This window comes from Pseudomonas sp. GD03858, from assembly GCF_029840925.1.
Taxonomy (GTDB): domain Bacteria; phylum Pseudomonadota; class Gammaproteobacteria; order Pseudomonadales; family Pseudomonadaceae; genus Aquipseudomonas.
The window spans coordinates 39,362-65,330 of the sequence record NZ_JAOCDM010000019.1 but is presented as its reverse complement, the minus strand read 5'-3'; the positions used below and the strand labels follow the sequence as shown (position 1 = coordinate 65,330).

At 66.7% G+C, this 25,969-nt stretch carries 26 protein-coding genes; 10 read left to right on the top strand and 16 right to left on the bottom strand.

Annotated elements, in window-relative coordinates:
* A partial coding sequence (locus tag N5D48_RS08070) for an enoyl-CoA hydratase-related protein (protein WP_279882955.1) occupies positions 1–283 on the top strand: 283 nt, incomplete at its 5' end.
* A 181-nt stretch (positions 284–464) separates the two neighbouring features.
* On the opposite strand, the gene N5D48_RS08065 is transcribed toward N5D48_RS08070, so the two are convergent.
* Genes N5D48_RS08065 through N5D48_RS08050 form a run of 4 tightly spaced genes read right to left on the bottom strand, consistent with a single transcriptional unit; the run spans position 465 to position 5,226 of the window.
* A complete protein-coding gene (locus N5D48_RS08065) occupies positions 465–1,325 on the bottom strand; it encodes an HlyD family secretion protein (RefSeq protein WP_279882953.1) in 861 nt (286 codons plus the stop codon).
* A gap of 10 nt (positions 1,326–1,335) precedes the next feature.
* Positions 1,336–1,536, bottom strand: a complete 201-nt coding sequence (locus N5D48_RS08060) for a DUF1656 domain-containing protein (RefSeq protein WP_028689551.1) — start codon at positions 1,534–1,536, stop codon at positions 1,336–1,338.
* The gene (locus N5D48_RS08055) at positions 1,526–3,703 is read right to left on the bottom strand and encodes an FUSC family protein (RefSeq protein WP_279882950.1); all 2,178 of its coding nucleotides are present in this window, start codon (positions 3,701–3,703) and stop codon (positions 1,526–1,528) included. The genes N5D48_RS08060 and N5D48_RS08055 overlap by 11 nt, the downstream gene beginning before the upstream one ends.
* Positions 3,700–5,226 (bottom strand): efflux transporter outer membrane subunit, encoded by a 1,527-nt coding sequence (locus N5D48_RS08050; protein WP_279882948.1) that lies wholly within the window; start codon positions 5,224–5,226, stop codon positions 3,700–3,702. Before N5D48_RS08050 ends, N5D48_RS08055 begins: the two co-directional genes overlap by 4 nt.
* 180 nt (positions 5,227–5,406) lie before the next feature.
* Between N5D48_RS08050 and N5D48_RS08045 the strand changes: the two genes are divergently transcribed.
* Together N5D48_RS08045 and N5D48_RS08040 are read left to right on the top strand one after the other, a co-directional pair.
* The gene (locus N5D48_RS08045; RefSeq protein ID WP_279882946.1) at positions 5,407–6,354 is read left to right on the top strand and encodes a LysR family transcriptional regulator; all 948 of its coding nucleotides are present in this window, start codon (positions 5,407–5,409) and stop codon (positions 6,352–6,354) included.
* 225 nt (positions 6,355–6,579) lie between these two features.
* A complete protein-coding gene (locus N5D48_RS08040; protein ID WP_279882943.1) occupies positions 6,580–7,554 on the top strand; it encodes a D-glycerate dehydrogenase in 975 nt (324 codons plus the stop codon).
* Between the two features lie 46 nt (positions 7,555–7,600).
* On the opposite strand, the gene N5D48_RS08035 is transcribed toward N5D48_RS08040, so the two are convergent.
* From N5D48_RS08035 to N5D48_RS08020, 4 genes are read right to left on the bottom strand one after another with little or no spacing between them, the layout of a single operon-like run.
* Positions 7,601–8,539: a glycosyltransferase family 2 protein gene (locus N5D48_RS08035; RefSeq protein ID WP_279882941.1), complete on the bottom strand. Its 939-nt coding sequence runs from the start codon at positions 8,537–8,539 to the stop codon at positions 7,601–7,603.
* Positions 8,536–8,904 carry a GtrA family protein gene (locus N5D48_RS08030; protein ID WP_279882939.1) on the bottom strand — a complete coding sequence of 123 codons (369 nt, stop codon included), beginning with the start codon at positions 8,902–8,904 and terminating at the stop codon, positions 8,536–8,538. The genes N5D48_RS08035 and N5D48_RS08030 overlap by 4 nt, the downstream gene beginning before the upstream one ends.
* The gene (locus N5D48_RS08025) at positions 8,901–10,403 is read right to left on the bottom strand and encodes a glucosyltransferase domain-containing protein (RefSeq protein WP_279882937.1); all 1,503 of its coding nucleotides are present in this window, start codon (positions 10,401–10,403) and stop codon (positions 8,901–8,903) included. Before N5D48_RS08025 ends, N5D48_RS08030 begins: the two co-directional genes overlap by 4 nt.
* Before the next feature lie 47 nt (positions 10,404–10,450).
* Positions 10,451–11,350 carry a DMT family transporter gene (locus tag N5D48_RS08020; RefSeq protein WP_279882935.1) on the bottom strand — a complete coding sequence of 300 codons (900 nt, stop codon included), beginning with the start codon at positions 11,348–11,350 and terminating at the stop codon, positions 10,451–10,453.
* Between the two features lie 222 nt (positions 11,351–11,572).
* Between N5D48_RS08020 and N5D48_RS08015 the strand changes: the two genes are divergently transcribed.
* Entirely contained in the window at positions 11,573–12,499 is a 927-nt protein-coding gene (locus tag N5D48_RS08015) for an AraC family transcriptional regulator (RefSeq protein ID WP_279882933.1), read from the top strand.
* On the opposite strand, the gene N5D48_RS08010 is transcribed toward N5D48_RS08015, so the two are convergent.
* The 6 genes from N5D48_RS08010 to N5D48_RS07985 all read right to left on the bottom strand — a co-directional run bounded on the left by N5D48_RS08010 (position 12,496) and on the right by N5D48_RS07985 (position 18,831).
* Positions 12,496–14,898 carry a TonB-dependent receptor gene (locus N5D48_RS08010; protein WP_279882931.1) on the bottom strand — a complete coding sequence of 801 codons (2,403 nt, stop codon included), beginning with the start codon at positions 14,896–14,898 and terminating at the stop codon, positions 12,496–12,498. The two genes, N5D48_RS08015 and N5D48_RS08010, sit on opposite strands and share 4 nt — an antisense overlap.
* Before the next feature lie 212 nt (positions 14,899–15,110).
* Positions 15,111–16,082, bottom strand: a complete 972-nt coding sequence (locus N5D48_RS08005) for a FecR domain-containing protein (RefSeq protein ID WP_279882929.1) — start codon at positions 16,080–16,082, stop codon at positions 15,111–15,113.
* Positions 16,079–16,636, bottom strand: coding sequence for an RNA polymerase sigma factor (locus N5D48_RS08000; RefSeq protein ID WP_279882927.1), 558 nt, complete (start codon positions 16,634–16,636; stop codon positions 16,079–16,081). Before N5D48_RS08000 ends, N5D48_RS08005 begins: the two co-directional genes overlap by 4 nt.
* A 4-nt stretch (positions 16,637–16,640) precedes the next feature.
* The gene (locus tag N5D48_RS07995) at positions 16,641–16,967 is read right to left on the bottom strand and encodes a DUF3325 domain-containing protein (protein WP_279882925.1); all 327 of its coding nucleotides are present in this window, start codon (positions 16,965–16,967) and stop codon (positions 16,641–16,643) included.
* Positions 16,967–18,529: a PepSY-associated TM helix domain-containing protein gene (locus N5D48_RS07990; protein WP_279882923.1), complete on the bottom strand. Its 1,563-nt coding sequence runs from the start codon at positions 18,527–18,529 to the stop codon at positions 16,967–16,969. The genes N5D48_RS07995 and N5D48_RS07990 overlap by 1 nt, the downstream gene beginning before the upstream one ends.
* The gene (locus N5D48_RS07985) at positions 18,526–18,831 is read right to left on the bottom strand and encodes a DUF3649 domain-containing protein (protein WP_279882921.1); all 306 of its coding nucleotides are present in this window, start codon (positions 18,829–18,831) and stop codon (positions 18,526–18,528) included. The genes N5D48_RS07990 and N5D48_RS07985 overlap by 4 nt, the downstream gene beginning before the upstream one ends.
* Before the next feature lie 198 nt (positions 18,832–19,029).
* Between N5D48_RS07985 and N5D48_RS07980 the strand changes: the two genes are divergently transcribed.
* The 5 genes from N5D48_RS07980 (at position 19,030) to N5D48_RS07960 (ending at position 23,880) form a co-directional block, all read left to right on the top strand.
* Complete coding sequence (locus N5D48_RS07980; RefSeq protein WP_279882919.1) at positions 19,030–19,524, top strand: sigma-70 family RNA polymerase sigma factor; 495 nt, start codon at positions 19,030–19,032, stop codon at positions 19,522–19,524.
* The gene (locus N5D48_RS07975; protein WP_279882917.1) at positions 19,521–20,447 is read left to right on the top strand and encodes a FecR family protein; all 927 of its coding nucleotides are present in this window, start codon (positions 19,521–19,523) and stop codon (positions 20,445–20,447) included. Before N5D48_RS07980 ends, N5D48_RS07975 begins: the two co-directional genes overlap by 4 nt.
* Positions 20,448–20,633: 186 nt before the next feature.
* Entirely contained in the window at positions 20,634–22,946 is a 2,313-nt protein-coding gene (fecA, locus tag N5D48_RS07970) for a TonB-dependent Fe(3+) dicitrate receptor FecA (RefSeq protein ID WP_279882915.1), read from the top strand.
* Positions 22,947–23,124: 178 nt separating this feature from the next.
* Entirely contained in the window at positions 23,125–23,472 is a 348-nt protein-coding gene (locus tag N5D48_RS07965; RefSeq protein WP_279882913.1) for an HPF/RaiA family ribosome-associated protein, read from the top strand.
* Positions 23,473–23,592: 120 nt separating this feature from the next.
* Entirely contained in the window at positions 23,593–23,880 is a 288-nt protein-coding gene (locus N5D48_RS07960; protein WP_279882911.1) for a DUF3509 domain-containing protein, read from the top strand.
* Between the two features lie 3 nt (positions 23,881–23,883).
* Here N5D48_RS07960 and N5D48_RS07955 read toward each other — a convergent pair whose 3' ends face one another.
* Positions 23,884–24,354 carry a phosphate-starvation-inducible PsiE family protein gene (locus N5D48_RS07955; protein ID WP_279882909.1) on the bottom strand — a complete coding sequence of 157 codons (471 nt, stop codon included), beginning with the start codon at positions 24,352–24,354 and terminating at the stop codon, positions 23,884–23,886.
* A gap of 245 nt (positions 24,355–24,599) precedes the next feature.
* On the opposite strand from N5D48_RS07955, the gene N5D48_RS07950 reads away from it, so the two are divergent.
* Positions 24,600–24,863 (top strand): YebG family protein, encoded by a 264-nt coding sequence (locus tag N5D48_RS07950; RefSeq protein ID WP_279882907.1) that lies wholly within the window; start codon positions 24,600–24,602, stop codon positions 24,861–24,863.
* 57 nt (positions 24,864–24,920) lie between these two features.
* Here the strand turns inward: N5D48_RS07950 and N5D48_RS07945 are convergent, their stop codons facing one another.
* Positions 24,921–25,940, bottom strand: coding sequence for a Glu/Leu/Phe/Val dehydrogenase dimerization domain-containing protein (locus N5D48_RS07945; RefSeq protein ID WP_279882905.1), 1,020 nt, complete (start codon positions 25,938–25,940; stop codon positions 24,921–24,923).
* Between the last annotated feature and the right edge of the window lie 29 nt (positions 25,941–25,969).

Below are 25,969 nucleotides of genomic sequence, written 5' to 3'. Positions count from 1 at the left end.
CATGGACGCCGAGGAAGCCGAGCGCTGCGGGTTGGTCAGCCGCCGCGTCAGCGACGCCACGCTGCTCGACGAAGCGCTGCAGGCCGCCTCGCGCATTGCCGGCTATTCGGGCCCGGTGACCATGATGGCCAAGGAAGCGGTCAACCACGCGTTCGAGAGCAACCTGAGCGAAGGCGTGCGGGTCGAGCGCCGGCTGTTCCACTCGACCTTCGCCATCGACGACCAGAAGGAAGGCATGGCCGCCTTCGCCGAGAAACGCGCCCCGCAGTTCATGCACCGCTGAGCCCCGGCGCCAAACCGTGGGCGCCAGCCTTGCTGGCGAAACAGGCGACGCGGTGGCTGGCACCGGCTACGCCGGTGTTCGCGGCTGAACCCGCTCCCACGGACCTCGGGCCATGCGCTCTCTCTGTGGGAGCGGGTTCACCCGCGAAGCAAGCGCCCGAGGTACCCGGCACCAAAGCGAGTCAATCGCTGTCCGGCGTGACCACCACGGTGCAGGTGGTCCCCGCCGCCAGCAGGAAGCCCTCGGGCACCTCATCGATATGAATGCGCACCGGCACCCGCTGCGCCAGGCGCACCCAGTTGAAGGTCGGGTTTACGTCAGCGATCAGCTCGCGGCTCTGCGGGTTGTCACGGTCGTAGATACCCCGGGCGATGCTTTCTACATGCCCCTTGAGGCGCTCGCCGCTCATCATCTGCAGCTCGGCCTGGTTGCCCACTTTCACATGGGGCAGCTTGGTCTCCTCGAAAAAGCCGTAGACCCAGAACGAATGCTCGTCCACGACCGCCATCACCGCCTCGCCGGTACGCGCGTAGTCGCCCCGGTGGATGTTCAGGTTGGTCACGTAGCCATCGACGGTGGCGACGATCTGCGTGCGCTTGAGGTTCAGCTCGGCGGCGGCCAGTTGCGCCTGGGCGTGCTGGTAGTCGGCCAGGGCCGAGTTGGCGATGTTGCTGGCGTCGTCGCGGTTCTCCTTGGAGATCACCAGGTTGTCCATATCGGCCCGGCGCTTGGCGTTGACCTTGCGCATCTCCCAGGTGGCCTTGCGCGATGCGACCATGGCCTTGGCCTGGTCCACCGCCAGCTGGTAGTGCTCGGGGTCGATGCGCATCAGCACGTCGCCCTTCTTCACCCGCTGGTTGTCCAGCACCGGCACATCGACCACATAGCCCGGTACATCGGCGGCGACATTGATGATGTCGGCGCGCACCCGACCGTCGCGGGTCCATGGCGTGGTCATGTAGTGCTGCCACAACTGGCGACCGATCACCACGGCGGCGGCCAGCACCAGCAGGGTGGCGATCAGGCTGAAAAACTTTTTCATCGAAGGATTCTCACCAGTAGAGCGACAGCGCCAGGGCGCCGAACAGGCAGACGAACAGCGACAGGCGCAGCAGCGCCGGGTGCCAGAAGAAGCGATAGCCATCCACGCTGGCGATGAACCGGTCCAGGCCCCAGGCCAGGCCCAGGGCGAACAGGAACATCAAGGTCATGGTGGGCATGTACACGCCATGGAAGGCGATCTCACGGGGCATGGTGCATTCCTTTCGCCGGTGCCAGCGGCGACTGTGGGTCGAGCAGGGAGGAACGGATGAAATGCAGGTAGCTCTGCGCACGGCGCAGCACCGAGGTGTCGAAGTGCCGGGCGAAGGGTTCGTCGGTGGCCTGCACACGGCTGATGGCATGATCCACCGCCACCAGGGCGCGCTCATGGTTGCTGGCGCTGGGCTGCAGGAACAAACGCGCCAGGGCCCGGCCCATCACGCGGATGGCCTGGCGCCAGGGCTGACTCTCGGCATAGGCCGGATGGACCGGCGCGCGGGCTTGCTCCTTGCGCAGCTCGATGATCGCGTGGCCGATCTCCAGCACGGTGAACATCCAGCCCATCAGCTCGCTCTGCACCCGCGGCTTGCCGGCGGCCAGGCCATAGGCCTGGTGCAGCAGGTCGCGGGTGCGGCTCTCGAAGGCCGACCCCAGCCCACGCAAGCGCCCGCCGATGGCGAACAGCACCTGTTCGCGCAGCGCCTGCTCCAGGCGGCTCCACAGCCAGCGGCTGTTGGGCGGCAGGATGATCGCCCCGGCGGCGGCGCAGACGAACATGCCGATGACCATGCCGATGTAGTCGTTGATGAAGGTATAGGGGTCATAGACGGTCAGGTTGTTCGGCACCGAACCGATGGCGAAGAACACCAGCAGGCCCAGGCCGTAACCCGCGTAAGCCGGGCGTGACGCAAGGAACGCGCCGAGCACGAACACCGGCGCCAGGACCATGCACAGCAGCGCGAAACCGTCGATCCAGGGGAACACGAAGAAGGTCTCGAAGAAGCCGATGAACGCGCCGAGCGCCGTGCCGCAGGCCATCTGGAACGACATGCGCTTGGGGTTCGGCGAGGCCGCCGACAGGCCCACGGTGACCGTGGCGATCAGGGTCATCATCGCGCCGCTGGGCCAGTCGCTGAGCAGCCAGTAGCTGCCCAGCAACAACAGCACCGCCGAGGCGCGCACGCCGGCGGCCAGCGACACCAGCCAACTGGTCTGGGCCACGTAGGGCTCGTCCCACTGCTCGCGCTCGTGCTTGTGCACCGCCAGCGAAGCGTGGGTCTCGGCGTAGCTGTACATCTCGTCGACAAAGCGATAGAGCAGTTCGAAGGCGGTATGGAAGTCGAGCAGGTCGGATTCGCTGGGGTTGGTTTGCAGGTATTGGGCGCGCAAGCCGCGCACTTGCGCCTGCAGGCCTTCCTTGTAGCTGCCCAGCTCCAGCGCCAGGCGCAGCGCGTCGGCGTCGGTCAGGGCGCGCCCCACATAAGGCTCGAGCAGCTCGGCGAGGGTCGCAAGCCCCGGCTCGATGGCGCCGACGATCTGCAACGGGCCACGGGCACGCAGCCGTTCGAGCAGCCGGTGCAGGGCGTTGAAGCGCGTGGTGATGGCCATGAACTCGCTGTTCATGCGCACCAGCCGGCCAGAGCGCCGACGCATGTGCGGATCTTCGAAGGCGGTGACGTTGCGCAGGCTCTCCAGGCCCACCGCCTCGGCGACGAAGCGCACGTTGCTGGTCTCGTAGCGGTCGCGCTGGCTGTCGCCATGCAGGGCCTCGACCACCACCCCGGCGAAGGTGCCGAAACGCTGGTACAGGGCGTTGCGCATGGCGGCGCTGGCCGATTGCGGCAGGATCGCGGCGCTGACGAAGGTCGAGACGAGAATCCCCAGGGCGATCTCCAGCACCCGCCATACCGCCGCCATGAACGCCTGGTCGGGGTGCTGCAGGACCGGCAGGCCGATCATCGCCGCCGTGTAGCCGGCCAGCACGAAGCCATAGGCGCGGAAGGTGCGGTAGCGCATGGCCCCCGCCGAGCACAGGCCGACCCACAGCGCCAGGCTGGGCAGGAACAGCTCGGTGTTCTGCGGGAAGATCGCGATCAGCGCGACCATCATCGCCGAGCCGGCCAGGGTGCCGAGCACGCGGTAGAAGCTCTTGGCGAACACATGGCCGCTCTGCGGCTGCATGACGATGAACACGGTGATCATCGCCGTGCGCGGCTGCGGCAACTCCAGGCGCATGGCCAGCCACAGGGTGATGAACGCGGCGGCCAGTACCTTGAAGATGTAGACCCAGGTGACGCCATCGGTACGCGCCCAGGCGAAGAAGCCCCGGCGCCATTCCAGGCTCCGCAGCCAGCGCAAGGGCAAGCTCAGTGTGCTCATTCGGGGTGATCCGGCTGGTCGAAGATGGCCAGGGTGGCCGGGGTTTTCGGCGCGGCCTGGCGCTCTTGATCGGGCACGTCCTTGCCCGCCTCGAGGCCGCCGCCCAAGGCGGTGACCAGCTCGGCGTGGGCGGTCAGGCGCGCGGCCTGCACCTGCTGCAGCACCTGTTGCTGGCGGAACAGCAGGGTCTGCGCATTGAGCACGTTGAGGTAATCGGTCAGGCCACGCTGGAAGGCGACTGTGGCGATGTCGTAGGTCTTCTGCGCCGCAGCCACGCTTTCTGCGGCGAAATGCGCCTGCTCCTTCATCGATTCGCGACGGATCAGCTGGTCGGAGATGTTCTTCAGCGCGCCGATCACCGTCTGGTTGTAGCGCGCCACGGCCATGTCATAGCCGGCCGAGGCCACGCCCAGTTGCGAGCGCAGGCGGCCGCCGTCGAAGATCGGCAGGCTGATGGCAGGCCCCACGTTGTAGTTGAACTTGCGCCCGGTGAGAAACTCCAGCGGCCCGCCACCGGTGGCCATGAAACCGAGGCCGCCGACCAGGTCGACATTGGGGAAGAAGCCGGCATGGGCCACGTCGATGCCACGAGCCTGGGCCGCCACCTGCCAGCGGCTGGCGACCACGTCGGGACGCTGGCCGACCAGTTCGGCGGGCAAGTTCGACGGCAAGGTGAGCGGCGCGCCAAGGGTCAGGCTCGGGCGTCGCAGCTTCGCGCCCTGCCCCGGCCCCTGGCCGGCCAGGGCCGCCAGCTGGTTGCCGGTCAGGGCGATTTCCTCGTTGAGGCTGTCGATCTGCCGATGGGTTTCCGGCAGCGGCGCCTCGGCCTGGCTGACCTCGAAATGGGTGCCGATGCCGCCGTCGAGGCGGCGCTTGGCCAGGGCGAGGATCTGCTCCTGCTGCACCAGCTCGGCCTGGACGATATCGCGTCGGGCGTAATGCAGGCTGAGCTGGATGTAAGCGCGCACCACGTTGTTCTCCAGCTCCAGCTGGGCCTGGCGCGCCTCGGCGACGCTCACGTGCGCCTGGTCCACGGCCTGTTCGCTGGCGTTGCGCTCGCGGCCCCACAGGTCCAGCGCGTAGCTCAGGCCAATGGCGGCATTGTTGTCCCAGGTATTGGCGCCGGACAGCGCGCCCGGGCCGTAGAACTGATCCTCGGGCCAGTTGTGGCGCTTGAGCGTGGCGTTGCCATTGGCCTGCAGCTTCTCGGCCGACTCGACCACGCCGGCCATGGCCTTGGCTTCACGCACCCGGGCGGCGGCCATGGCCATGCTCGGGCTGCCGGCCAGGGCCAGGGCGATCCAGTCGTTCAGCTGGGCATCGCCATAGCCGCGCCACCATTGCTGGGCTGGCCAGTTGGCATCGCGCGCGGCCTCGCGGATGGCCTCGTCGGTGGCGAGTGAATTGGCTTGGATTGTCTTGCTTTGCGGGGCAATGCCCCAGGTTCCGATACAGCCGCTCAAGGTGAGACAAAGGGCACAGGCACTGAGCGCATGGAGCGCTCTGATGTTGCGACGCGGCACAGCGGCGATTTCCCGAGGAAGAGGTGGAGGGGCCGAGCAATTCTAGGGGCGGGTTTCATTGGCGATAAGCGTATATTCCTGCGAATCTTTGTTACCAAAACAGCGATAATCCGGCTTTAGTCGGACGTGCATTTGCGTTACTTCATGTCACAATTTTGTCCTCTAAACCGAGAGTGACCCATGGACACCCTGCAAAACATGCGTGCTTTCAGTTGCGTCGCCCAGCTCGGCAGCTTCACCGCTGCCGCCGCGCAACTGGATACGACCACCGCGAACGTGTCGCGGGCGGTCTCCAACCTGGAAGCCCATCTGCAAACCCGCCTGCTCAACCGCACCACCCGGCGCATCGCGCTGACCGAAGCAGGCAAGCGCTACCTGATGCGCTGCGAACAGATTCTCACCTACGTCGAGGAGGCCGAAGCCGAGGCCAGCGATGCCCATGCGCGCCCGGCCGGGCAGCTGAAGGTGCATTCGATGACCGGCGTCGGCCAGCACTTCGTGGTCGACGCCATCGCCCGCTACCGCGAGTCGCATCCGGACGTGACCTTCGACCTGACCATGGCCAACCGCGTGCCCGACCTGCTGGACGAGGGCTACGACGTGTCCATCGTGCTGGCCAGCGAGCTGCCGGACTCGGGCTTCGTCTCCCAGCGCCTGGGCATCACCTACAGCATCGTCTGCGCCTCGCCCGAGTACGTGGCCCGCCACGGCAGCGCGCACAAACCGGCCGACCTGCTCCAGCATGCCTGCCTGCGCATGGTCAGCCCGGTGATCCCGCTGGAGAAGTGGCTGTTCGACGGGCCGGAAGGCCAGGAGATGGTCAACATCACCACCTCGCCGTTCCAGGTCAACTCGGCGGACGCGATGAAGACCGCGATCCGCAGCGGCATGGGCGTGGGCGTGCTGCCGATCTACACCGCCATCGATGGCCTGCGTGATGGCAGCCTGGTGCGGATCATGCCGGAGTATCGTCTGCAGGAGCTGAACCTGTACGCGATCTACCCATCGCGCCAGTACCTGGATGCGAAGATCAAGACCTGGGTCGAGTACCTGCGCAACTCGCTGCCGGAGATTCTCGCCGCCCATGAGGCCGACCTGAAGACCCACGAGCTGCTGATCGCCAACTGAAAAAGCCGGTGCATTGGGGGTGGGGACAATGGTAGGTTGCTAACCATTGATTCCAGCGTCTGGCAGACAGGGACATGGGAGGGCTTCGCCCTCCATCGCGACGCAAGGCCGCTCCTACAGGGTTACGCGGCACCTGTAGGAGCGGCCTTGCGTCGCGAAAGGGCCGCACAGCGGCCCCGCTCTTCTGCCTGACTCCGTCCTCCCGCCTTGCAGAGAAGCAGCCCGATGAAAAAGACCGTCCTGGCCTTCAGCCGCATCACCCCGGCCATGGCCGAACGCCTGCAGCAAGACTTCAACGTGATCGTGCCCAACCCCAAACTCGGTGACATCGCTGCCCAGTTCAGCGAAGCCCTGCCCGAGGCCCACGGCCTGATCGGCGTCGGCCGCAAGCTCGGCCGGGCGCAGCTCGAAGGCGCGGGCAAGCTGGAGGTGGTGTCCAGCGTCTCGGTCGGCTACGACAACTACGACCTGGACTACTTCAACGAGCGCGGCATCGCCCTGACCAATACCCCCGACGTGCTCACCGAAAGCACCGCCGACCTGGGCTTCGCCCTGATCATGGGCTGCGCCCGCCGCACCGCCGAGCTAGACGCCTGGACCAAGGCCGGGCAATGGCAGGCCACCGTGGGACCGGCGCAGTTCGGCAGCGACGTGCACGGCAAGAAACTGGGCATCGTCGGCCTGGGCAACATCGGCGCCGCCATCGCCCGCCGTGGCCACTTCGGCTTCAACATGCAGGTGCTGTACACCGGCAACAGCCGCAAGGCCGCGCTGGAACAGGAACTGGGCGCGCAGTTCCGCAGCCTGGACGCGCTGCTGGGCGAAGCCGATTTCGTCTGCCTGGTGGTGCCGCTGTCCGAGGACACCCGCAAGCTGATCGGCGAGCGCGAGCTGAAACTGATGAAGCCCAGCGCGTTCCTGATCAACATCGCCCGTGGGCCGGTTGTGGACGAGGCGGCGCTGGTCGAGGCGCTACAGAACGGCACGATTCGCGGTGCCGGGCTGGATGTGTACGAAAAGGAACCGCTGAGCGATTCGCCGCTGTTCAAGCTGCCCAACGCCCTGACCCTGCCGCACATCGGCTCGGCCACCGCCGAGACCCGCGAGGCCATGGCCAACCGCGCCATGGACAACCTGCGTGCGGCGCTGCTGGGCGAGCGGCCGCGAGACCTGGTGAACCCCCAGGTGTGGAAACACTGAAGCCTTCATCGCGGGGCTCGTGAGAACGCGCTTGCCCCGCGATGCATCATCGAGGCTGCCGCCGCCTGCCCAGTACCTTGCGCACCACATACCGCGGTCGGTGCTTGGTCTCCTGGTAGATCCGCCCGATGTATTCGCCAAGGATGCCGATCCCGATCAGTTGCACCCCACCCAGGAACAGGATCGCCGCCATCAGCGACGGATACCCCGGCAGGTCGTTGCCGAACACCAGCTTGTCGATCACCAGGAACGCCGCATACACCAAGGCGACCAGCGAAACCCCGCCACCGAGGTAGGTCCATAGCCGCAACGGCACGGTGCTGAACGAGGTGATGCCGTCCAGCGCCAGGTTCCACAGGCGCCAGAAGCCGAACTTGCTGTTGCCCGCCGCGCGCTCCTGGCGGTCGTACTCGATGATCTCGGTGCGAAAGCCCACCCACGACAGCACGCCCTTCATGAACAGCTGCTGCTCCGGCATCTGCCGGATGGCGGCGACCACCTTGCGATCGAGCAGGCGGAAATCGCCGACGTTCTCCTCGATGGGCATCGAGGCGATGGCGTTGTGCAAGCGGTAGTAGAGCCGCGCCGTCCAGCGCTTGAAGCGCGTGTCGGCGATGCGGCTGCGGCGCTTGGCCAGGACCACGTCGGCCCCGCCCTGCCAGCGCTCGATCATCTGCGCCACCACTGCGATCGGGTCCTGCAGGTCGACATCGATCGGCACCACCGCATCGCCCTCGGCATACTCCAGCCCTGCGAACAACGCCGACTCCTTGCCGAAGTTGCGCGAGAAGCTGATCGCCGTGACCCACTCGTCGCCAGCGGCCAGCTCCGCGCAGATGGCCTCGGTGTCGTCGCTGCTGCCATCGTTGACGAAGACGATCTCCACCGTCTTGTCGCGCAGCGACGGCTCGGCGCGCACGGCCTGGTAGAAGCGCCGCAGGGTCTCCTGCTCGTTGTATACCGGTACCACCAGGGTAATGTTCATGGGGTTCTCCGTCTGAACACCACGGTGTGCGAATAGGCGTAGCCCACCACCAGGCTGACCAGGGAGAAGGTTACCAAAGTCAGCCAGGGCGACAGCTCGGCATGGTCGGAGAAAGCGCCGATGGCCACGCTCAGGCCGCCCATCCCCAACAGGAACAGCACATAGCGCCGACGGCTGGGGCGCACGGCGAAGGTGAAGTGGGCATTCATGTAGTAGGACAGGCTCGCCGCCACGGCGAAGCCCAGCAGGTTGCTGCCGGCCTGGCGCAGCCCCAGCCCCAGGTGCAGGCCCAGGAACACCAGCCAGTGCGCCAGGGTGTTGCCGACGCCGACCAGGCCATAGCGGATGAAACGCGACAGGCTCATTGGCCCGTATCCTGCGCCGGATGCACCAGCACATAGGCGGCGTCGCCGACCAGATGGATATCGTAGAAGCGGCTGGAAACCTCTGGCGCAGGGCTGCTCGCCAGCACCTGCCGGCGATCCAGCGGCGCGCCGCCATAGAAGGTGTGCAAGTCGCCGATACCCATCCGCGGCAACATCTCGGGCAATACCAGGTAGTTGTAGGCGTGGATCCTGGCGATCGCCGGCATCGCCTGCAGCGTGCCCTGGGCTGCCGGAATCCAGGGCTGCTTCAGCCAGAACCCCAGCAGGTAATGATGCCTGGCCCCCCGCAGCGCCGGCGTGGACGACAGATCGTGGGCCAGGGCCTGGGCGATCGACTGGTGCAAGGTCTTCTGCAACACCAGCACACGACCATAGGCATAGGCATACGAGAGCATGAACAACACCGGGATCGCCAGCACCAGCACACGGATCCGTGGCAGCCCGGCCAACGTGTCATGGGCCAGGTACGCCAGCAGCGCCAGGAAGGCTCCCAGCCCGAGCAGCACGCGCACCGTCTGCTCGAACTCCGCCAGCAGCAGGATCAGGCCAGGCACGCACAGAAGCACCAGCGGCACCGGCAACAACAAGGCCAGGCTCAGGCCCAGGCGCTCGCGCCCAGGCAACGGGCGACGCCACACGGCGAGCAGATGCCGCCCCAGGGCCAGCAACGCCAGCAGGATCAGCGCGGCGAAGACCCAGGCGCTCACCGGGGTGACCAGCAGGCCGACCGTATCGACCGTAGCCGCCAGCCGATGGCCGACCTCGCCCAGCCACTGGCCATCGAACGCCAGCAGCCCGGCACGGCTCGAGCTGACCATCCAGGCACTGCTGGCGTAGTACAACAGACAGCCGAGCAGCAACTGGCCAAGGCGCGCGCCGACACGCCGACCGATCAGCGCCAGCCTGGCGCCCTCGATGACCCGGCGCATCGCCTCGAGGCCACACAATGCGGCGAACAGGTTCACAGCGGGTTGGTACAGCGCGGCCGCCATCGCGACCAGCAGCGCCCCGTAGAGCCAGCCGCGCAGCGGCTGCGCGCCGAGGACGATGGCCCACGCGCAGGCCGCCAGCGACAGGGCCATGGTGGCGCCGTCGTACTGGTACGAAAGGTTCTGCAGAAAGAACGGCTGGCACCACAGCGGCAGCACCACCAGCACGGCGCTGAGCGTCGGCGTGGCGAACCAGTGCCGCACCAGGCGCGCCAGGGCATCGCCCGTGAGCAGCACGGCCAGCAGCAGCGGCAGCGGGTAGAGGTTCACCGCCCCCGGCGCGAAACTGAGCGCGGCGAACAGGGCGACCACCAACGGCCGCCCTACATGCCCCCAATCATTGCTGGCCAGGTGCTGGCGCGCGAAGTCGTCCAGGAACGGCATGTCGGCCATGAGCAATGGCAGGATGTGCAGCGCCAATGCCGCCGAGCACAGCAGCCAGAGCTGCACCGGCGTCAGCGGCCTGTTCCAGGATGAAGCGCAGGACATTCCCTTTCCCCAGACGAAAACGTCCGGGCAAGTCTAGCCAGCCTCTCTCACCGCGCCAGCGCGGCCGATGCGGGCCTGGCCACGGGCTTGCGAAACACCAGCACATTGCCCGCCATCACCGCCACCAACCCCAGCAACGCCGGCGCCGTCCACTCGTAGCCCTCGGCAAACGCCGACACGTTCAACGCCACCAGCGGGAACAGCACCGTGCAGTAGGCCGCCCGCTCCGGCCCCATGCGTCCGACCAGGGTCAGGTAGGCGGTGAAGGCGATCACCGAGCCCGGGATCACCAGGTACAGCAGCGAACCGATGTAGCGCGCGTTCCATTCGATGGTGAAGGGAATGCCGCTTACCAGGCAGTACACCGCCAGCATCGAAGCGCCATACAGCATGCCCCAGGCATTGGTCGTCAGCGGCTTGAGGCCGGCCTTCTGCTGCAAACTCGACAGCATGTTGCCGGCCGAGAAGCACAGCGTGCCGAGCAAGGCCAGCCCCAGCCCGTAGAGGGTTTCGCGGCTGGCCGCATGATGGGAGAGCTCCGGCCAGAACAGCAGCCCCAGCCCCAGCAGCCCCATTGCGCCACCGCCAATCACGTTGGCGGCGATCTTCTGGCCGAAGAAGATCCGCGCATTGATCGCGTTCCACAGCGTCGCGGTGGAGAACACCACGGCGATCAGGCCGCTGGCGACCCACTGGCTGGCGGTGAGAAAACACATGAAGTTGACGCAGAACAGGCAAAAGCCCTGGGCCAGGCACACCAGGTGGCCGCGCCGGTCCATCGGTTGCAGGCGGCGGGTGAGCAGCAAGAACGCGAACAGCACCGCCCCGGCCAGAGCGAAGCGGTAGACGATCGACACCGCGATGGCAACCTCGCCCAACTGCAGTTTCAGGGCGATCCAGGTGGTGCCCCAGATCAGGACGGTGAGCAGGTAGAGCGACAGGTTCATGTTGGACTCCCTCGACAGGCATTAGGCCCATCGCGGGGCAAGCCCGCTCCCACAGGCCGCAGAAGGTCTTCGTGGGAGCGGGCTTGCCCCGCGATGGGCACCCCATGAGCCCAGTTTCTTGCGCCACACCGGTCCGGCGCTTGCACAAACTTGCGCTTTTCCACTCGCGCCAGCTGTCTTCTCGGCGCCAGCGCAGTACGATGGCCAGCAGAGGAACCGCCCATGCCCGCACTCGATCACCTGCACGTCTTCAACGCCATGCACGCCTCGCCCAACGCCCGGCTGGAGCTGAGCGCGCACCTGGGCGACGGACTGGCGGCCGCCTTGTGGAGCAACCGCGACGACGCCCGCGACTACCACGCCCCCAGCCACCACACCCTGTCCTGCTACATCGCCGACGGCACCGGCACCTTCCGCCGCCAGCGCCCGGCCGACAAGGGCGCGCCGGACAAGCTGTGCATCATGCCCGCCGGCCACGAGTCGAACTGGGTGGTCAACGGGCCGATCCGCCTGGCCCACCTGTACATCAGCGAGGCGCAGTTCGCCCTCGGCTGTACCCGCCTGCTGGACCGCGAACCGCGAGAGATGCAACTGCGCGAAGAAACCTTTCTCGACGAACCCCAACAGGCCCGGCGCTTCCGGGAGCTGATCACCCTGGACTGGGCCGAACCCGGCGAACGCTTGCTGGCCAGCAGCCTGGCCCACGACATCATCGACCACGCGGTGCTCAACCAGGCTGGCTTGCGCCAGGGCCTCAAGCTCAAGGGAGGTTTGGCGCCGTACCAACGCAGGCAGTTGGTGGACTACATCGAAGCCAACCTCGACCAGCCGCTGACGCTGGGCGAGCTGGCGCTGCGCTGCAACCTGTCCGAATACCACTTCGCGCGGATGTTCCGGGCGAGCTTCGGCCTGCCGCCGCACCAGTACCTGCTGGCCCGACGGCTGCAGCGGGCGTGCCGCTTGCTGCGCCTGGACGCGCTGCCATTGGGCGAGGTGGCGCTGGCGTGTGGATTCGCCAGCGCCAGCCATTTCAACAACCGCTTCCGCCAGGTGCTGGGCGCGACGCCGGGGGAGTATCGGGCGGCGTTCGCCAGTTGCAGGAGCGGCCTTGTACCGCGAAAGGACCGCAACGCGGTCCCGGCGATCTAGAATTCGAACGTGCTCGACAGACTGACCTGCCGCGCATCCCCCACCGCAACGAAGTAACGGTTCACCGCCGAGCTGTAGTAAACCTTGTCGAACAGGTTCTTCACGTTCAGTTGCAGACGCACCTTGTGCTCGTCCAGCCTGGTCTCGTAGCTGGCGAAGGCATCGGCCACGGTGTAGGCCGGCAGCTCGAAATCGTTGGTCGCATTGCCGGCCCGCTCGCCCACATAGCGGGCACCGGCGCCCAGGCGCAGGTTGTCGCCGCCGAACAGGCTGCCGTAGTCGTACACCGCCGACAGCGAACCGCTGTGCCGGGCGACGTTCTGCAGGCGATTGCCCTTGAGCTGCGGGTCCTTGGTCACCTCGGCATCGGTGAAGGCATAGGCGCCGATCAGGCTCCAGCGCTCGCTGAGCTGGCCGCTCAAGTCCAGCTCGACACCTCGCGAACGCACCTCGCCGGCGTTGCTGTAGAGGATGGTGCCGGGCTGGCTGTCGCCATCGGCCACCAGCACATTGCGCTTGGTGATGTCGAACAGCGCCAGGGTACCGGTCACCGCGCCCGGCACATCGAGCTTGGCCCCGATTTCCCACGACTTGCCCTCTTCCGGCGCGACGCCGGAGTCGAGGGTCAGCGTGCGGCCACCGCCGATGCTCAGCGGGGCGATGGTGGAGTTGGGCTTGAACGACTCGCTGTAGCTGCCATAGAACGACAGCTGTTCGTCGACCTTGTACACCACGCCGGCATGGGGCACCCAGGTCTGGTCGCTGGTGTCGGTGTTGGCGGTGAACGGTCGGCCACGACCGGCGTACTGGTCGTACTGCTGGAAGCGCCCGCCGGCCACCAGGATCCAGTGCTCGTCCAGGTGCCAGGCATCCTGGAGGAACAGCGAGTCGCTGCGCAGCTTGTCGGTCTGGTCACTGTCGCTGGCACGCACGGTGGTGCCCTGCACTTCTCGGCCATAGACCGGGTCGAGGTAGCTGAAGGTCGAGCGGCTGTTCTGGCGGATCAGGTCGGCGCGGTAGACCTTGCGGTCCTCGTGGTCGGCGCCCAGCACCAGGTCGTGGCGCATGCCCGCCAGCTCCACGCTGCCGTTGAGGCTGAGGGTGGCGAACTGATCGCGGCTCATCGCGCCCTGGGTGCCGTCGATGCTGCGCGTCAGGGTGCCCCTGCGTTCATCCACCCCGGTCACGCGGACCTGGCTGGCGTCGTAGGTCTCGCGGTTGAAGCTGTAGCCGAAATGCAGCTTCCAGTCGTCGGCCAGTTGGTGATCGACCTCCAGGCTGTACAGGTCGGAGCGCCCTTGCATGTCGTTGAACGGCTCGTCGAGACGGCGGGTGGCGGGAATGTCCAGCGGGTGCCCATCGCTGCCGAAGGCGGTGCCGCGGTCGAACGGGTAGAGAAACTCGCGGTGCTCGTAGGTCAGCACCACCTGGGTATCCTCGCCGTACCAGGCCAGCGACGGCGCCACCAGCGATTCGCGATGCACACCGTAGTTGCGCCAGTAGTCCTCGTCCTCGTGGTCGACGATCAGCCGGTAGGCCAGGTTGCTGTCGCCCAGCGCGCCGGTACTGTCCAGGCCACCACCGCTGCCGTTCTTGCCGCTGCCGTAGGTCGAGCCGCGCAGGGTCAGGGCGTTGTATTGCTCGAGCTGCGGACGCTTGCTGACCACGTTGATCACCCCGCCCGGGTCCTGGATGCCGTACAGCAGCGAGGCCGGCCCCTTGAGCACCTCGACCCGCTCGGTGCTGGCATTGAGCGCGCGGCCCTGCACGATCGGCATGCCATCGCGCATGATCGAGCCGTCGCGGTTGTCGCCAAAGCCACGCTTCATCACGGTGTCGGCGGTGCCACCGAAGTTGTTGCCCTGGGTGATGCCGCTGACGTTGTACAGCGCGTCGTCGAGGTTGCGCGGCGCCTGGTCGCGGATCACCTGGGCCGGCACCACGTTGATGGCCTGGGGGATATCCAGGGTCGGGCCCTGGCCGCGCATGATCGAGGCGCTGGTCGGCGGCTGGTAGCTGTAGCTGTCGCTCTGGGAGTCGATATTGATCGCCTGCAGCTTGAGCGCGCCGGAAGTATCCATGGGCTCCAGGGTCAGGGTACGGGCGTCGAGACGGCGCCAGCCCAGGCCCGAACCGCCGAGCAATTGCTGCAGGGCCTGCTCGGCGTCGAAGGTACCGTTCAAGGCCGGGGCCTGCAGGTCGGGCAGCGCCAAGGTGTAGACCACGCTCTGCCCGGTGGCGCGACTGAAGGCATTGAGCGCCTGGGCCAGCGGCTGGCTTGGCTGGGCGAAGCGGTAGGCCTGGCTCTGCTGCGCGGCCAGGGCCTGGGGCGCGACGGCCATCGCGGGCAAGGAACAGAGACCGAACCAGAGCGGGACACAACGCGGGGAGAACTTCATGGACGCTGACCTGTGAGAGGGATGATCGTTTGCGAATGAATCGCACTTCCACTCACTACACGTATGCCGCGGTGGGATACCTCATCGCCTGATCGGATTTTTTTGCCGTACCGACGCCATCGCGGGTAAACCCGCTCCCACGCAGCTTGTGTCTGGCTCGTGGGAGCGGCGGTACGCCGATGCGACTTGCCCCGCGATGGCGTCGGCACAGGTCAACGCAATACGGTCAGTCGCCCCAGCAGTGTCTGCCGCGAAAAGCCCATGACCTTGCCCAGCGAGTCCAGCGCCGCCAGCGGCTCTTCCAGCGGGAAACTGCCACTGACCTTACGCTGCGCCAGATCACCGTCGAGCAGCAGGATCCGCCCGGGGTAATAGCGCCCGAGGTCCTCGACCACCTGCCCCAGCGGTACTTGGTAGTAGTTCAGCCAACCCTGGCGCCAGGCCAGGCGGCTTTCGCTGTCCGCGACCTCGACGGCGCCGGCCTCGCCCGCGGCATAGGCCAATTGCTGGTTGGCCGTCAGCTCCCGGGGCATCTGGCCCGGCCCCGCCGTGACCGCCACCCGCCCGCTGCGCACCGTGACCAAGGCGCCTTGATTCTGGTCGCGAACTTCGAACTGGGTACCCAGCACGCGCACCTCACCGCCATTGGCCTCGACCATGAACGGCTGGCCGGTATGGGTCACTTCGAAGAACGCTGCGCCCCGCAGTAGCCGCACGCGCCGCTCGCCATGGTCGAAATCCACCACCACGGCGCTGCCGGCGTCCAGCGTGAGCTGCGAACGGTCCGCCAGGGTCACCTGGCGCACTCGCTCGCCGCTGGTGTAGTCGGCGCGCAGGTCCTGCAGCCAGGACTGTGGCTGCCAGCCCGCCGCGCAACCCAGCGCCAGCACCAGGCAGGCCGCGACCGCCAGGCCGCGCCAGGGGCGTCGGCGGGATGGTCGGTTCATCGCCTCGAGGTACTGCTGCAGGCTGTCCCGTTCCTCGAGCGCCAGCCGCGCCGCCGGTACTTCGCTCAGCCGCCACAGCGCCTGGGCCTCGGCATAGGCCTGGCGATGGGCCGGGTGCTCCAGCAGCCAGCGCTTGAACGCCGCGCCCTGCGCCTGCGCCGGCTGCTGCTGGATACGTCCCAGCCAGCGCAGGGCCGCCTGGGACTGTTCGGCGCTGATCGGCTGTTCAACATTCATCGACGGGCGCTCCCTGGCCGGCGCAGTGGGGATGCGGGTTCGGCGACGCTCGCCTTGCACGCTTCGAGGGCGCGCATCATATGCTTTTCCACTGCGCTCTGGGACAGCTGCATGGCCTTGGCGATCTCACCGTAGGTACAGCCATGGATGCGGTTGAGCAGGAAGATCTGCCGGGTACGCTCGGGCAAGGCGCGCAGGGCCGCCTCGATGCGCTGCAGGTCGTGGTCGACTTCCAGGGCCTGTTCGGGTGCCGGGGCGCACGCCGGATCATCAGCGTTGTGCAGGCCCTCGGTGGCGCGATCCCGCGTGCCTTCGCTGCGCAGATGGTCGATGGCCAGGTTGCTGGCACTGCGCAACAGGTAGGTATCGAGCGCCTCGACCTGCACCTCGGGGCGACGCCAGAAACGCAGGAACAGGTCCTGGACCAGGTCCGAGGCCGTGGCGCGGCAGCCGATGCGCCGGCTGACCAGCGCCTCCATGCGCGCGCGCTGGGCGAGGAACACCTGGAGAAAACGCGCCCGGCCACTGCCGTTGTCGGCGCCCGGCTCGCTCACCGCCCTACACCGCCAGCACGGCCAGCAGCGGCCCGAGCACCAGGCTGGCCGCTGCCAGGCCAAGCAGCAGGCGCGGTTGATAGGGCAGCGCGAATACCCATAGCGTCACCCCGGCCATCAGCACCGCGATCCACTCCACCAGGCCCAAGGCCCAACCACGCCAATGCACGGCCAGGACCACCGACAGCAGCAGCAACGCCCAGCCGCCCAGGCGCAGGGCGCGCAGCTGGAACGCCGTGGGCTTGCGTCCGAGCAGGTCGCTGAAATGCTTGTCCATGGCCAGGCACAGGCCGGCGAAACCGGCGAAGCCGATCAGGGCGATCGCCAGCATCAGCTCGCCTCCACGGTTTTCACCGCGCGTGGCGCACGCTTGGGCGCAGGCTTGGGCGCGCGCAGCATCTTGCCAGCCGCCCAGGCCAGGAACAGCCCGGTCGCCAGCGCGGTGAGGTCGAACCCGGCCATGACCCAGTCGCCCGTGGCGATGGAATGGTCCAGGCCCTTGCCGGTGGTCAGGGCATTGAGCAGCGGCAGCAAGGCGAACGCCAGCGCGCCCAGCAGCAACTGCTCGCCCCAGGCGCGACGCCCCGGCCGCAGCATGGCGTGCAGCAACGACAGCCCCCAGGCCAGGAAGAACGCATCGATTTCCCAGTCGGCGCGCCCTTCCAGGCCTACCGGCAGCAGGCGATTGGTCCAGAAGAACGCCGCCACGCCCAGCAGCAGGCCGCTCATGCCGGCGATGTTCAGCACTTCGACCAGGCGCAGCTCGCCGGGCATGCGCGCGCTCTTGGCATGCTTGAGCTGGCGCTTGCCCAGCCACATCACCAGGCCGGTGCCGATCACCGCCGTGCCGGCCACGCCGAACACGAAGTACAGCCAGCGCAGCCAGGGCCCGGCGAAGTTGCCCATGTGCAGGCCGACCAGGGTGAAAGAGGTCTTCATCGCCGCGCTTTCCGGCGTACCTTGCTGAAGCAGTGCGCCGCTGCTGCCGTCGAAGGTCCAGGTGGCGCTGCGCGAATAGGCGACGCTGTCCGCGGGCGTCCAGGAGAAGTTGACCCGGGCATTGCGATCACCGGGGTTCAGCACCTGGATGAAGCCCATCCGCGCCCCCGGCGCATGTGCCTGGACCTTGGCGTACAACTCGGTCAACGGCACCAGCGGCGCCGGCTGGGCGGCAGCGCTGACCACCTCGTCACGCCCGAACAGGTCGTTGAAGTAACCATCGCTGTCGCCGTAGCTGGCCAGGATGCCGGCCGGCATGACCATGTACATGAAGATCACCAGGCTGCTGTAGCTGATCATCAGGTGGAACGGCAGCACCAGCACGCCGATGGCGTTGTGCCCGTCGAGCCAGGAACGCTGGCCCTTGCCGGGGCGGAAGGTGAAGAACTCCTTGAAGATCTTCTTGTGGGTGATGATCCCGGTGACCAGCCCCAGCAGCATGATGAAGGCGCAGAAAGTCGACAGCCAGCGCCCCCATGGATGGGGCATCTGCAGCTGGAAGTGGAAGCGGTAGAAGAACTCGCCACCGCGCGTGTCACGCGCCTCGACCGCCTCGCCGCTGCGCGCGTCCAGCGCCTTGTTGGTGAAAGCCGCGCGACCGACGCCGTTGGGGTCGCGCCAGGTGACACCGAGGGCGGCATCGCGCTCGCTGGGCAGGCGAATGAACCAGGTGCTGGCATGGCCGGCGTTGGCTTCGAGATAGCGCTGGGCCATGCCGAGGCTGGCCACCGGGTCCAAGGGGTGAAACTGGACCTCGGGCTGGGTCCAGTGGCTGATCTCGTCCTTGAAGTACGACAGCGTTCCGGTGAGGAAAATGGCGAACAGCAGCCAGCCGAAGATCAGGCCGGTCCAGGTGTGTAGCCAGGCCATGGCCTGGCGCAAGCCCTCTTTCATGGCTGTTTCATCCAATAGGCCAGGCCATTGATCAACCCCAGCGCCAGGCTCGGCAGCAGCACGCCGAGCCAGGCCCGCCAGGCGCTGCGGCAGGCGAAGCACCAGAGAAAGGCCAGCAGATAGACCACGAACGACAGCATCATGCCGGTCAGCGCGGCATCGACCTGGGCCATGGGCGCGAGCAGGGCGATGGCGATGCTGGCCATGGACGCCAGCAGGTAGCCGCCCAGCAACGCGGCCAGACTGCGCGAGGTCACGGCCAGGCGGTAGCTCAAGGGGATGCCGGCGGCTTTGCTGTTCATGGCGAGGGTCCGAGGGGCGGGGCTGCAATAGTAATGATTTTAATTCTCACAGGCAAAACATCAGAGATGAGTTGCCAGGCTGAACCATCGCGCAGTGAACGCCCGGATATCGGCATCGATTGCCGAACACCGGACGGATGAATACAATGCGAACAATTCTTACTTCCAGTTGCGCTACCTGGCGCCGGAGTCGCATCGGTGCCCAGCGCCCTCTCTTCCACCGTCGAAGGTCTCTACCTCGCCCATCACAGCTGGCTGACCGGCTGGCTGCGGCGGCGCCTGGGCTGCCCGCACAGCGCCGCCGATCTGGCCCAGGACACCTATGTGCGCCTGCTCCAGGCGCGCGAAGCGCCGCAACTGGTCGAACCCCGCGCCTTCCTCACCACCGTGGCCAAGCGCGTGCTGTGCAACCACTTCCGCCGCCTGGAACTGGAGCGCGCCTACCTCGAGGCCCTGGCACAACTCCCCGAACAAGTGGCGCCCAGCGAAGAGCAGAAGGCGATCATCTTCGACACCCTGCTCGAGCTCGACCGCCTGCTCGATGGCCTGCCGCCGCTGGTCAAGCGCGCCTTCCTGCTGGCCCAGGTCGATGGCCTGGGCCAGGGCGAGATCGCCCGTGAGCTGGGCATCTCGCTGGCGACGGTCAAGCGCTACCTGCACAAGGCAGCCCTGCGCTGCTACTTCGCCCTGTGAACAGCGCGTTCGCCCCACATATCGCCGAGCAGGCGGTGCATTGGCTGATCGAATCGCAGAGCGCCGGCTTCGACCAGCAGCAGGCCCTGGAACGCTGGTTGCTGGCCGACAGCGAGCACCAGCGGGCCTGGGCGCATATCCAGCAGGTCAACCAACGTCTGCGCGGGGTGGCCTCGCCCGTGGTTCATGCGACCCTCGAGGCACCGCCCTCCCCGGCCCGGCGCCGAGCGCTCAAGGCACTGCTGCTGACAGGGCTGGCCAGCGCCACCGGGCTGGGCCTGCACGGGCACAATCCAGTGCCGGGGCTGCTGGCCGACTACCGCAGCCCGGTGGGACAACGGCGGCATCTGGCGCTCGATGACGGCAGCCAACTGCACCTGAACACCCGCAGCGCCGCCGATGTGCGCTTCGACAGCGAACAACGCCGGGTGCGGCTGCTGGAGGGCGAGCTGCTGCTGGAGGTGAACAGCGACCCGCGACCGTTGCGCCTGCACACGGCCCAGGGCGAGTTGCGCCTGGACAGCGGTCGCTTCGACGTACGCCAGTTCGACGGTTTCAGCCTGGTGTCGGTGTTCAGCGGCAGTGCCAGCGTGGCGGGCACGGCGTTGCTGGCCGGCCACCAGGCGCGCTTCGCCGCGGATGGCTGGCAGGCGGTCGCGCCGCTGGACCCGAACCGCGCGGCCTGGGTCGACGGCATGCTGGTGGTGTCGCAGATGCGCCTGACGGACTTTCTCGCCGAACTGTCGCGCTACCGGCTCGGGCAGCTCGGTTGCAGCGAACGGGTGGCCGACCTGCGGATTTCCGGGTCGTATCCACTGGCAGACAGTGAGCGGATCCTGGAGATGCTGGAGGTGGCGCTGCCGGTGAAGGTGCGGCGGTTCACCCGCTACTGGGTGTCGCTCGAGGCTGCGTCAACCGGCTGAACAGCGAGTGATGGTCATGGCCTGTGAGCGTTGGTGCTTCTTGCCTCGTGAGTGCCTTGCATCGCCATCGCGGGGCAAGCCCGCTCCCACGGGCTCCTGCTGAAATTCTTTTCAATCACCTGAGCCATTTCCCGAACCTCGCGTGACAGAGAAGGCAGAACCCTCTCGTCACAGGACCTTCGCCACATGCCCCTGCGCCCCAGCCCCCTCGCCTACGCCCTGATCCTCGCCGCGCCGTTCGCCCTGGCCGGCGAATCCCGCGATTACCACATCGCCTCCGGCACCCTGGAACAGGCCCTGACCCAGTTCGGCCGCGAAAGCGGCGCGCTGATCTCGTTCAGCCCGGCACTGACCCAAGGCCTGGATAGCCCTGGCCTTGAGGGCCAGTACGAGGTCGGCCAAGGCCTCGACACGCTGTTGCGCGGCAGCGGCCTGCAGGCGCGCCGGGAGACCGACAACGCCTACAGCCTGCAACCGGTGCAGGCCACCGGCCAGGACGCGGCCATGGAGCTGGGCGCCTCGACCGTGGTCGGCGACTGGCTGGCCGACGCGCGCCAGGACAACGTCTTCGAACACCCCGGCGCCCGCGACGTGGTGCGCCGCGAGGAGTTCGAGCGCAGCGGCGCCAGCAGCGCCCGCGAAGTGCTCAACCGCATCCCCGGCGTCAACGCCCCGGAGAACAACGGCACCGGCAGCCACGACTTGGCGCTGAACTTCGGCATTCGCGGGCTCAACCCGCGCCTGGCGTCGCGCTCCACCGTGCTGATGGACGGCATCCCGGTGCCCTTCGCGCCCTACGGCCAGCCGCAGCTGTCGCTGGCGCCGATCAGCCTGGGCAACATGGACGCGGTGGACGTGGTGCGCGGTGGCGGCGCGGTGCGCTACGGCCCGCAGAACGTCGGCGGCATCGTCAACTTCGTGACCCGCGCCATTCCCGAGCAAGCGACGTTCAAGGCGGCGATGCAGAACCAGGTCAGCCCGTCGTCCAGCCACGATGGCTTCAAGAACAGCGCCAACCTGCTGGTCGGCGGCACCAACGCCAACGGCCTGGGCGGCGCGCTGCTCTACTCCGGCACGCGTGGCGGCGACTGGCGCGAGCACAGCGACACGCAGATCGACGACCTGATGCTCAAGGGCAAGCTGCAGCTCGACGAGGCCAACAGCCTGCACGCCATGGCCCAGTACTACGAGGGCGAGGCGCAGATGCCCGGTGGCCTGAGCAGCGCCGACTTCGACGCCGATCCGTACCAGTCGACCCGCCTCAAGGACAAGTTCTGGGGCCGCCGCACGCTGTTCAACTTCGGCTACGACTACAAGCAGGACGACCGCCAGTTCAGCGTCAACAGCTTCTTCACCAAGACCCTGCGCAGCGGCTACCTCGACCAGGGCAGCTTCGTCTCGCTGTCACCGCGCGAATACTGGGTGCGCGGCATCGAGACCCGCTTCTCCCAAGGCGTCGCCCTGGGCGACAGCTGGCACGAACTGGGCATCGGCTACCGCTACGTCAACGAAGCTGGCCACGAACTGCGCTACCGCGAGCCGAGCAACGCCAACCGCCTGCCAAGCAGCGCCAGCCGCAACGACCGCGATACCCGTGGCGGCACCGAAGCCCACGCGATCTACCTGGACGATCGCATCGACATCGGGCGCTGGACCATCACCCCGGGCATCCGCTACGAAATGATCGATTCCGAGCAGAGCAACAAGCTCAGCGGCCAGCGCTACCAGGGCAGCTACAACACCGCGCTGCCGGCGCTCAACGTGATGTACCACCTGACCGACAACTGGAACCTCTACGCCAACACCGAAGGCTCGTTCGGCAGCGTGCAGTACAGCCAGATGCCCAACCGGGTCAGCAGCGGCGAGGTGAAACCGGAGAAGGCACGCACCTGGGAAGTCGGCACGCGCTACGACAATGGCGACCTGCAGGCGGAAATCGGCGCATTTCTGATCAACTTCGACAACCAGTACGAAAGCAACCAGACCAACGACTCGGTGATCGCCCGCGGCGAAACCCGCCACCAGGGCATCGAGACCAGCCTGCGCTACGCCCTCGACGGCCTCAGCCCGGCGCTGGCCGGGTTCGACGTGCACGCCGGCTACGCCTTCGTCGACGCCAGCATTCGCGAAGACGGGCCGAACAAGGGCAACCAGGTACCGTTCTCGTCCCGCCACAAAGGCACGCTGGGCGTGGGCTACACCCAGGGCCCGTGGCAGCTGAACCTGGACAGCAGCTTCCAGAGCAGCCAGTACGCCGACAACGCCAACACCAGCCGCGAGAGCGCCGACGGCAGCACCGGGCGCATACCCGGCTACATGCTGGTCAGCACCCGCGCCGGCTACGACTTCGGGCCTACGCTTTCGAACCTCAAGGTGGCGGTGGGAGTGAAGAACCTGTTCAACCGCGAGTACTACACCCGCTCGTTCGACGACAACAACAAGGGCAAGTACGTGGGCGAACCCCGTACTCTATACCTGCAGACCTCGGTCGAGTTCTGAGCGACGACAAGAAAAGCCCGGCCAGCGCCGGGCTTTTTGCAACAGGAAATTTTTCTTCGAAAGGGGGTTGAATTCGTTGCGCGGATGCCTGACCTTAGAGTCAAGAGGCGCAAAAAACCCCAACGTCCTCAGTGACCTGGGCGCGCCTTCTGCGAGCAAGCTGAATAAGGATTGAATCATGCAAATCCAGGTCAACAGCAGCAACCAGATCGAAGGCAACGTCCGTTTGAACGAGTGGGTCCGCAGCACGCTGCACAGCAGCCTCGAACGCTTCGAGGACGACCTCACCCGCATCGAAGTCCACTTGCGCGACGACAACGGCGCCAAGCCCGGACCGCACGACAAACGCTGCCAGATGGAGGCTCGCCCAAAAGGCCACCAACCGATTTCCGTGACCCACACCGCAGCGTCGCTGGATCAGGCCGTCGATGGCGCCGCCAGCAAGCTCAATCACGCACTGGAACACTTCTACGGCAAGCTGCGCAGCAAGCGTGGCGCCCTGGAAGTGAGCGATCCAGAAGCCTGACGCTCGAACGAAAACGCCCGGCCTTGCGCCGGGCGTTTTCATTTGTGCCGATCAACGGGCCTGAACCAAACGTGCCCCGCCCCGGTCAACCACTGCAGCCATTCATTGCAGAGCCCGACCATGAGCAACCCCTTCGATCGCATCAGTGCCGCCTTCGCGCCGGAGTACCGGGTCAACCTGAGCATCGAGCGCCTGGACGGCAGCATCATGCTGACCCTTTCCGATGACAGCGGCGTGGTCGCCAAGCGCCTGATCAGCCAGGCCCAGCGCAACGACCCGGTGCGCCTGCAGCGGGTCATCGACAGCATCCGCCTGGGCCTGGCCATCGAACTCGGCCAGAATCCATTGCAAGTGCTCGCCGCGCTCACCCGTAGCCATCACCTGCCGGCGAGCACCCTGGCCAACTGAAGGCTACTTGCCCTCGTCCACTTCCTTGCCGTTGGCATCGAGCACCCGGGTCGAGGGGTAGCGGTACGACGCGTAGCGCACCACGAGGATGGCGAACGCCAGCAGCAGGATGCCGCCGCACAGGTACAACAGGCCTACATCCGGCGCCTTGTGGTGCGATACGTCGCCGATCAGCAGGCGCGTCAGCGCGGTGATCGCCACGTACAGCAGGAAGCGGATGGGCATGTGGTTGGTCTTGAAGTAGATCCCCACCATCGCCCCCAGCTCCAGGTAGATGAACAGCAGCAGGATGTCATCGACGCTGACCCCACCCTTGCTCAGCATGTCCAGGAACGTCACTACCGCCGCATAGGCGGTGATCGCGCCAATGCCGAACAGCGCCAGGTAGTGGAATGCCTCCACGCACAGGTTGCCCAGCGAGTCGGCGGAGCCGTGCAGGCCCTTGCGCAGTCTGTCTGCCCATTTGATGTTCACGATGTTCGATTCCCCGATACGACCTTAAGGATGGTGCGTCACGCCTGTGACAGCTGTGCCATGCAGTTAACGGGCCTTGGCCCTTGTCTTGGAAGGCGGTCGATTGCCGCAGGGCACCTGTGGGCTACGCTGTTTTTCTGCGCACAAGGCCATCATCGAGCTTGCAGGTCGGTGGCGCGCCCATGTACTGTATAAAAATACAGTTAACCAGCAACCCAACCAGCAAAAAGGCATAGAGGTGATGAATGGCCGTCGAAGTGGTGTACCGCAGCAGCCGCGACCCGGAGCGCTTGTTCATGGATAAGGCCGAAGCAGACCGTCACGACAAGATGCTCGAACTGGCCGAGCGCCTGGCCGAGGTGCTGCACAAGGCGGTGCCGTCACTGAGCGAGCAGCAGGTCGAGGAAGCCGGCATCTACATGGCCAAGCATCGCGATGTGTTCGCCCGGGCGTTCAAGAACCAACCCGATGCGCTGGCCGAACTGCTCGAAGCTGGCCAAGCCGAGTAGTCTCGGCGCTGGTACCTGTGGGAGCGGGCTTGCCCGCGAAGGGGCCGACACCCATCTTCAGCCGTACAGCAGCCGCTCCGCCAGCATCTGCGCGACCCGCGCCGGCGATCGCTTCTCCGCCTGGGCATGGGCGAACACATCGGTCAGCCTTGTCGGAATCCGCGCCAGGTGCGCGGTGATGGTGCCCAGGTCCTCGCCTCGATGCTTGAGCACCACGTAGATCAGCCCACCAGCGTTGATCACATAGTCCGGCGCATACAGAATCCCCCGGGTTTCCAGCTGATCGGCCACCTGCAAGGTGGTCAGCTGGTTGTTGGCCGAACCGGCCACCGCCGCGCAACGCAACTGCATCACGCTCTGACCGGTGAGCACCGGCCCCACCCCGCAGGGCGCGAAGATATCGCACGGCGTGCTGATCAACGCATCGTTGGCCACCGGATGAGCGCCGAACTGCTCCACCGCCAGCCGCACCTTTCCCGGGTCCAGATCACTGACCAACAGCTCGGCGCCCGCCGCATGCAGCTGCTCGGCCAACGCATACCCCACATTGCCCAGCCCTTGCACCGCCACCCGCAAGCCTTCCAGGTTGTCGCTGCCCAGGCGTGCCATGGAGGTGGCGCGAATACCGGCGAACACGCCCATGGCCGCGTGGGGTGAGGGGTCGCCCGAGGCCGTGGTGCTGGTGACATGGGGAGTGGATTGGGCAATGCAATCCATGTCCAGGGTTGACGTGCCGCTGTCCACGGCAGTGATGAAACGCCCCTGCAGCGTGTCGACGAAGCGACCGAAGGCCTCGAACAGCGCGGCGCGGTTTTCCACATGCGGGTTGCGCACGATCACCGCCTTGCCGCCGCCCATCGGCAGCCCCGCCAGGGCGGCCTTGTAGCTCATGCCCTGGGCCAGGTGGATGGCATCGGTCATGGCGCTTTCGTCATCGGCATAGGGCAGATAGCGGCAACCGCCAATTGCCGGTCCCAGCTGCTCGCTGTGGATCACCACCACGGCCTTCAGGCCGGTGGGCGGGTCGATGAACAGGTGCAGCGACTGAGTACGGGTGCTTTGCATGAGCGCGAACATCGACGGGCTCCCCCGAGAGGTGCTCCTAC